This is a genomic window from Micromonospora sp. NPDC049060 (assembly GCF_040649055.1).
GTDB lineage: Bacteria > Actinomycetota > Actinomycetes > Mycobacteriales > Micromonosporaceae > Micromonospora > Micromonospora reichwaldensis.
Map to the genome: position 1 here is coordinate 21783 of NZ_JBEZEV010000088.1, position 7091 is coordinate 28873.

Consider the following 7091-nt stretch of genomic DNA (forward strand, 5'->3'; position numbering starts at 1 on the left):
GGAAGGGCATCCTGCTGCGGCAGGGTGCCCTTCCTACCGCTTCGGTGGGCGGTGGATGAGCAGGGCCGCCATCGCCGCACCGGCCAGCAGCAGGCCGGCGCACCAGAGCATCGCGCCCCGGTACGCGCCGGTCAGCGCGGCCGGCTGCGCGTAGCCGGAGCCGGAGAGCCCGACCAGCAGCGGGAGCGCGGCCACCGCCAGCAGGCCGCCCGCCCGGGACGCCGCGTTGTTGAAGCCGCTCGCCACGCCGGCGAACCGGTCGTCGACAGCGGCCAGTACGGAGGCGGTCAGCGGCGCCACCACCAGCGTCAGCCCGATCCCGAAGAGCACCACCCCGGGCAGCACGTCCCGCCAGTACGACGCGTCGGGGCCGACCCCGCGCAGCAGCACCAGCCCCGCGGCGGCGACCACCGGCCCGACGGTCAGCGGCAGCCGCGGCCCGATCCGCGCCGACAGCGCGCCCGCCCGCGCCGAGCCGACCAGCAGCAGCACCGTCATCGGCAGCAGCGCGACCCCGGTGAGCAGCGCCGACCAGCCGACCACGTTCTGCAGGTAGACGGCGAGAAAGAACGTGAAGCCGCCGAGCGCCGCGTAGACGAGCACGGTGAAGACGTTCAGCACCGAGAAGAGCCGGCTGCCGAACAGGCCGGTGGGCAGCATCGCGCCGTCCCCCCGGCGCCGCTCGACCAGCACGAAGGCCACCGCGCCGGCCACGCCCGCCAGCACGGCGACGAGCACCGGCACCGAGTCGAGCCCCCGGACCGGGGCGTCGATCAGCGCGTACGTGACGCCGGCCAGGGCGAGCGCGCCGAGCAGCGCGCCGGCCACGTCGAACCGGCGGCGGTGACGTCCCGGCCCCCCGGTGCGGGACGCTGCCTCGTCCCGGCTCTCCGGCACCCAGCGCAGCGCCGCCAGCACCACGAGCACGGCCAGCGGCAGGTTGAGGAAGAAGATCCACCGCCAGGAGAGCGCGTCGACCAGCCAGCCGCCGAGGAAGGGGCCGAGCGCGGTGGAGACGCCGGAGAGCCCCGACCAGGCGCCGATGGCGCGGCCCCGGTCGTCCGGGTGGAAGCTGGCCTGGAGCACCGACAGCGAGCCGGGGGTGAGCAGCGCGCCCCCGGCGCCCTGGAGGAACCGGGCCGCGATCAGCCAGTCGGTGCCCTGGGCCAGGCCGCAGAGCAGCGACGCGAGGGTGAACCAGACCACCCCGAGCAGGAAGACCCGCCGCCGCCCGAAGCGGTCGCCGAGGGCGCCGCCGAGCAGGACGAAGGCGGCCAGCATCAGCAGGTACCCGTTGACCGTCCACTGGAGGCCGGCGACGGTCGCGTCCAGGTCCGCGCCGAGGCGCGGCAGCGCCACGTTGACCACGGTGGTGTCGAGGAAGACCATGCCGGAGGCGAGGACGGCGGCGAGCAGGGTGCCCCGTCCGTGCGCGGTGCCCAGCCGGAGCGCGGGCGTGGTTTCGGTCATGGCGTCCAATCTGCCCCGCACGATATGAGAGACGCCACGAATCGCCGAAAGCGGGCCCGGGTACTGTGCGGGATCGCCGGGAGCCCGCAAGCTGGAGAGGTGTCGTCTGTGCGTACCAGATCAGGACCGCGCGCCGCAGTGACGGCCGCGCTCGCCGCGGCGCTGGCGCTCGGCGCGGCCGGTTGTGTCGCCGTCAACGAGCCGGACGTCGCGCCGAGCAGCGGCGGCAGCGGCGGCAACGCTGCGCAGAAGCTGACCCAGCTCACCGTGGCCACCGCCGGGTCGATGAAGGGCTACAGCCGCAGCCGCTTCCCGCACTGGCGGGACACCGGCAAGAACTGCGACGTACGCGACAGCGTGCTGAAACGCGACGGGGAGGACATCAAGCTCTCCGGCTGCAACGTGGTCGGCGGCCGCTGGGAGAGCGTCTACGACGGCCGCGCGTTCACCGATCCGTCCGACGTGGACATCGACCACACGGTGCCGCTGGCGAACGCGTGGCGCTCGGGCGCCGACGAGTGGGACGACGCGAAGCGTGGCGAGTTCGCCAACGACCTGGACCGGCCGCAGCTCATCGCGGTTTCCGCGTCCTCCAACCGGGCAAAGGGTGACCAGGACCCGTCCCAGTGGAAGCCGGCGAACCGGGCGTTCTGGTGCCAGTACGCCGACAACTGGGTGACGGTCAAGCACCACTGGCGGCTCACGGTGACCAGTGCCGAGAAGGCCGCCCTGACCGACATGCTGGAGGGCTGCACATGGGCGAGCAAGCCGTGACCGGAGCCGGGGCGACCCCCGCCCCGGAGCAGACGCCGGACGCCACCGGGGAGGACGCGGCGGCGGCCACCGGCAGCGCGCCGCCCGGGCCGACCACGGCCGGCATGACGGCGGACGGCGCGGCCGGCACGACCACCGGCGTGCCGGGGGCCGGGATGGCCGCCGACGCCGAGGGCACGTCGACCGCCGCGCGGGAGCGTACGGCCGACGTGGTGCCCGGCCCGGGCGGGGTGATGACCGACGAGGTCGGGGTGGTCACCGGCGAGCTGACCCTGCGCTCCGCGTACGCCGACGGCCAGGTGACGCTGACGGTGCAGTACCGGGACGCCGACGAGTGGTACAAGGTCACCGGCGGCACGGTCGCGCTGGCCGACCCGGCCGGGCTGGACGCGGTGCACGGCATCGCGGTCGCGCTCCTGCACCGCCCGGAGGGCTGACCGCCGACCGCCGGACGCGGCCCCTCGACGGGGGCCGCGTCCGCGACGCGAATCAGACGTACGAGCCGGGCTCGTTGGGGGCGGAGACGGTGTGCGGCTCCTCGCCCTCGCCGAGCGGACGGGTGAGCTGCACGCTGACCTTGTGCGGGCGCAACTCCCCGCTGGCGATCCGCTCCGCGAAGTGGCAGGCGACCCGGCTGCCGCCGACATCCCGCAGCGCCGGCCGCTCGTCGGCGCAGCGGGTCGGCTGCGCCCACGGGCAGCGGGTGTGGAACCGGCAGCCCGCCGGCGGGTTGGCCGGCGAGGGCAGGTCGCCGGCGAGCAGGATGCGCTCGCGGCGGTCCTCCACGTCCGGGTCCGGCACCGGCACCGCCGACATCAGCGCCCGCGTGTACGGGTGCATCGGCTCCGTGTAGAGCCGGTCGCTCGGCGCCTCCTCGACCAGCGCGCCCAGGTACATCACGCCGACGGTGTCGGAGATGTGCCGGACCACCGCGAGGTCGTGCGCGATCACCAGGTAGGTCAGGCCGAGGGTGTCCTGGAGGTCGTCGAGGAGGTTCACCACCTGGGCCTGGATCGACACGTCGAGCGCGGAGACCGGCTCGTCGGCGACGATCAGGTCGGGCCCGAGCACCAGCGCCCGGGCGATGCCGATGCGCTGCCGCTGGCCGCCGGAGAACTCGTGCGGATAGCGGGAGAGCGCCCAGCGGGGCAGGCCGACCTTGTCCAGGGTCTCGCCGATGACCCGGCGCCGCTCGTCCCGGTTGCCGCCGATGCCGTGGGCCTGCAGGCCCTCGGTGAGGATCGACTCGACGTTCTGCCGGGGGTCCAGGCTCGACATCGGGTCCTGGAAGATCATCTGCATGCGGCGGCGCATCGACCGCAGCTTGCCCGCCGGCAGCTTCGTCAGCTCGACACCGTCGAACCGGACCTCGCCGCCGGTGGGCGGGGTGAGCTGGAGCAGCGCCCGCCCCAGCGTCGACTTGCCGCAGCCGGACTCGCCGACCAGGCCGTACGTCTTGCCGCGCGGGATGCTGAGGTCGACGCCGTCGACGGCCTTCACGTGGCCGATCGTCCGGTCGAAGATCACCCCCGTGCGGATCGGGAAGTGCACCTTCAGGTCGCGGACCTCGACGAGGAATTCGCTCTCGGTCACGGCTTCTCCTCCTCGCGCGGGGCGGGCACCTGACCCGCGGTCGCCTCCGCCGCCGGGGCGGTGGCGGCCGGCGCCTCCGCCGGGGCGGTGCTGGTGGCGGCCGGCGCCTCCACAGGCGCAGTGCTGCTGGCGGCCGGCCGGGGCACGGTGCCGGGCACCGGCGCCGGGTTGACGCAACGGTAGCTGCGGCCGTCGTGGGCGTGCACCAGCGCGGGCGGCTCCCCCACGCACTCGTCGACCCGCCGCGTGCAGCGCGGCGCGAAGGCGCAGCCGTCCGGCCAGGGCAGCAGGTCGCGGACCGAGCCCGGGATCGGGTTCAGCCGCTCGCCGCGCCCGGCGTCCAGGCGCGGCACCGAGCCGAGCAGCCCCACGGTGTACGGGTGGCGGGGCTCGCGGAACAGCGGGCGACGCCGGGCCGTCTCCACCACCCGGCCGCCGTAGAGCACGTTGATGGAGTCGCACAGGCCGGCGACCACGCCCAGGTCGTGCGTGATCATCACCAGGGCGGTACCGGAGTCCCGGACCAGCTCCTTGAGCAGCTCCAGGATCTGCGCCTGGATGGTCACGTCCAGCGCCGTGGTCGGCTCGTCGGCGATCAGCAGCCGGGGCTGGCAGGCCACCGCCATCGCGATCAGGGCGCGCTGGCGCATGCCGCCGGAGAGCTGGTGCGGGTACTCCTTCAGCCGCCGCTTCGGGTCGGGGATGCCGACCCGGTCGAGCAGCGCCGCCGCCTCCTTCTCCGCCGCCGCGCCCTTCATCCCCCGGTGCCGGGTGAGCACCTCGGTAACCTGCAACCCGATCGGGATCACCGGGTTCAGCGACGAGAGCGGGTCCTGGAAGATCATCGCGACGTCGCGGCCCCGGATGTCCCGCCGGGACCGGTCGTCGAGCTGGAGCAAATCGGTGCCGTCGAAGACCGCCTTGCCGCCGACGCGCAGGCCCGGCTGCTTCGGCAGCAGGCCCATGATCGCCAGCGAGGTGACGCTCTTGCCGCAGCCGGACTCGCCGACCAGGCCGACCACCTCGCCCGCGTCGACGGAGAAGGAGACCCCGTCGACGGCGTGCACGGCGCGCTGACCACGCCGGGCGAAGGTGACGGAGAGATCTTCGACATCAAGCAGAGCCATGTCGGGCCCGCCTTTCGTTCGCGACTGCGGGGCTCGCCAGCGCACTCCTCGCGCTCACCGGCCCTACTTCCGCAGCTTCGGGTCGAGTGCCTCGCGCATCGCCTCGCCGAGCAGGGTGAAGCCCAGCGCGGTGACGATGATGGCGAGGGCGGGCAGGATCGCCAGCCGGGGCGCGGAGTCGAGGTACTGCTGCGCGTCGGCGAGCATCACACCCCACTCGGGGATGGAGGCGTCGTTGTTGCCGAGCCCGAGGAAGGAGAGCGCCGCGGCCTCGATGATCGCGGTGGCCAGGGTGAGGGTGGCCTGCACGATGACCGGGGCTAGCGAGTTCGGCACCACGTGGGTCAGCGCGATCTTCGGCTTCTTCACGCCCAGCGAGACGGCAGCGAGGACGTAGTCGCTGTTGGCCTGGGAGATCATCGAGCCGCGCAGCAGCCGGGCGAAGACCGGCACCGACACCACGCCGACCGCGATCATGACCGTGGTCAGACCGGCGCCGAGCAGGGCGGCGATGCTGATCGCCAGCAGCAGGCTCGGCATGGCCAGCAGCATGTCGACGAAACGCATCAGCACGTTGTCGACCGCCCGGCCCCACCGGCCGCCGAGGCCGGCGGCGGCGCCGGCGATCCCGCCGATCAGCGAGCCGACCGCGAGGCCGATCAGGGTGGAGACCACGCCGACCAGCAGGGTCTGCCGGGCGCCGACGATCATGCGGCTGAACTCGTCGCGACCGATGTGGTCGACGCCGAACCAGTTCTCGCCCCGGAAGCCGGGGAAGTCGCCGAGACGGATCTCGCTCTTCCAGAGCTGGGCGTCGGGGGCGTACGGGACGAAGAACGGCCCGAGGATGGCGACCAGCAGGAACAGGCTCAGGATCACCGCGCCGACGATCGCCGCCGGGTTGCTCCGCAGCCGGCGGAACGCCTCCTTCCAGAGGCTGACGCCGCGCTCGTCCTCCCGGGCCGCCAGTTCGGCGAGCCGGTCGATCTTTTCCTTCTTGGTGCCGCCGGTGATCGTCATCGGACCCTCACCCTCGGGTCGATCAGGCTGTAGGAGAGGTCGACCAGGAGGTTCACCAGCACGTACACCACCGCGATGATCAGGATGAAGCCCATCAGCACGGGATAGTCACGTTGGCTGATCGCCTCGTAGATGAAGGCTCCGATGCCGCTGAAGGCGAAGACGGTCTCGGTCAGCACCGCGCCGGAGAGCAGGCCACCGGTGAGCAGGCCGATCGAGGTGACCACCGGCAGCATGGAGTTGCGCAGCACGTGCCGGCGCCGGACCGTGCTCTCGGTCAGGCCCTTCGCCTCGGCGGTGCGTACGAAGTCCTCGTTGAGCACCTCCAGCACGCTGGCGCGGGTGATCCGGACGATGATCGCCAGCGGGATGCTGGCCAGCGCGACGGCCGGCAGCACCAGGTGCCAGAGCGCGTCGGCGGCGGCGTCCCACTCCCGGGTCATGATCCCGTCGAGGACGAAGAAGTTGGTGATCCGGGTCGCCCCGAGCGTCGGGTCCTGCCGACCGCTCGCCGGGAACCAGCCGAGGTTCTCCGCGAAGATCGCCTTGAGCACGTACGCGAGGAAGAAGACGGGGATGCAGATGCCGATCAGGGAGCCGCCGACCGAGAGGTGGTCCAGCATCCGGCCGCGGCGGCGGGCCGCCAGGTAGCCCAGCGGGATGCCGACGCCGACCGCGATCAGCATCGCCGTGACGGAGAGCTCCACCGTGCCGGGGAAGCGTTCGACGAACTCGGTGACCACGGTCCGCTTGGTGGAGGTCGAGGTGCCCAGGTCGAGGCGGATCAGCCGCCGCACGAACCGGCCGTACTGCACCAGGATCGGCTCGTCGAGGCCCATGTTGCGTCGGATCTGGGCGCGCATCTCGGGCGTCCCACGCTCACCGAGGATGGCGGTCTCGGGACCGCCGGGCAGTCGGCGGAGCCAGATGAACAGCAGGAGGGAGAGCCCGAACAGCGTGGGTATCAGCTGAAGCAGGCGTCTGACGATGAACCGGAACACGGCGGCCTCGAAAGGGGTACGGAGGGTCGTGGGCGGGCGCTGCCGAAACAGCGCCGACGTCCCGGGGGCGCTGACCTGGACCGAGCTGGTCACCCCCGATCCGGAG

Annotated in this window: 7 protein-coding genes; 2 read left to right on the forward strand and 5 right to left on the reverse strand. The window is 73.0% G+C overall.

Annotated elements, in window-relative coordinates:
* Positions 1–33: 33 nt before the first annotated feature.
* A complete protein-coding gene (locus tag AB0B83_RS24850) occupies positions 34–1470 on the reverse strand; it encodes an MFS transporter (protein ID WP_357580185.1) in 1437 nt (478 codons plus the stop codon).
* Positions 1471–1578: 108 nt separating this feature from the next.
* Here AB0B83_RS24850 and AB0B83_RS24855 point away from each other — a divergent pair, with 108 nt between their 5' ends.
* Together AB0B83_RS24855 and AB0B83_RS24860 are read left to right on the forward strand one after the other, a co-directional pair.
* Complete coding sequence (locus AB0B83_RS24855; RefSeq protein ID WP_357580186.1) at positions 1579–2244, forward strand: HNH endonuclease family protein; 666 nt, start codon at positions 1579–1581, stop codon at positions 2242–2244.
* Positions 2226–2681 (forward strand): hypothetical protein, encoded by a 456-nt coding sequence (locus AB0B83_RS24860; protein WP_357580187.1) that lies wholly within the window; start codon positions 2226–2228, stop codon positions 2679–2681. Before AB0B83_RS24855 ends, AB0B83_RS24860 begins: the two co-directional genes overlap by 19 nt.
* A 52-nt stretch (positions 2682–2733) precedes the next feature.
* On the opposite strand, the gene AB0B83_RS24865 is transcribed toward AB0B83_RS24860, so the two are convergent.
* The 4 genes from AB0B83_RS24865 to AB0B83_RS24880 form a co-directional block, all read right to left on the reverse strand.
* Entirely contained in the window at positions 2734–3837 is a 1104-nt protein-coding gene (locus tag AB0B83_RS24865) for an oligopeptide/dipeptide ABC transporter ATP-binding protein (protein ID WP_327029904.1), read from the reverse strand.
* Positions 3834–4964, reverse strand: a complete 1131-nt coding sequence (locus AB0B83_RS24870) for an ABC transporter ATP-binding protein (protein WP_357580188.1) — start codon at positions 4962–4964, stop codon at positions 3834–3836. Before AB0B83_RS24870 ends, AB0B83_RS24865 begins: the two co-directional genes overlap by 4 nt.
* A gap of 63 nt (positions 4965–5027) precedes the next feature.
* Positions 5028–5984 carry an ABC transporter permease gene (locus tag AB0B83_RS24875; RefSeq protein ID WP_357580189.1) on the reverse strand — a complete coding sequence of 319 codons (957 nt, stop codon included), beginning with the start codon at positions 5982–5984 and terminating at the stop codon, positions 5028–5030.
* On the reverse strand, positions 5981–6985 hold the full coding sequence (locus AB0B83_RS24880; RefSeq protein WP_357580190.1) for an ABC transporter permease: 1005 nt from the start codon (positions 6983–6985) through the stop codon (positions 5981–5983). The genes AB0B83_RS24875 and AB0B83_RS24880 overlap by 4 nt, the downstream gene beginning before the upstream one ends.
* Positions 6986–7091: the final 106 nt, after the last annotated feature.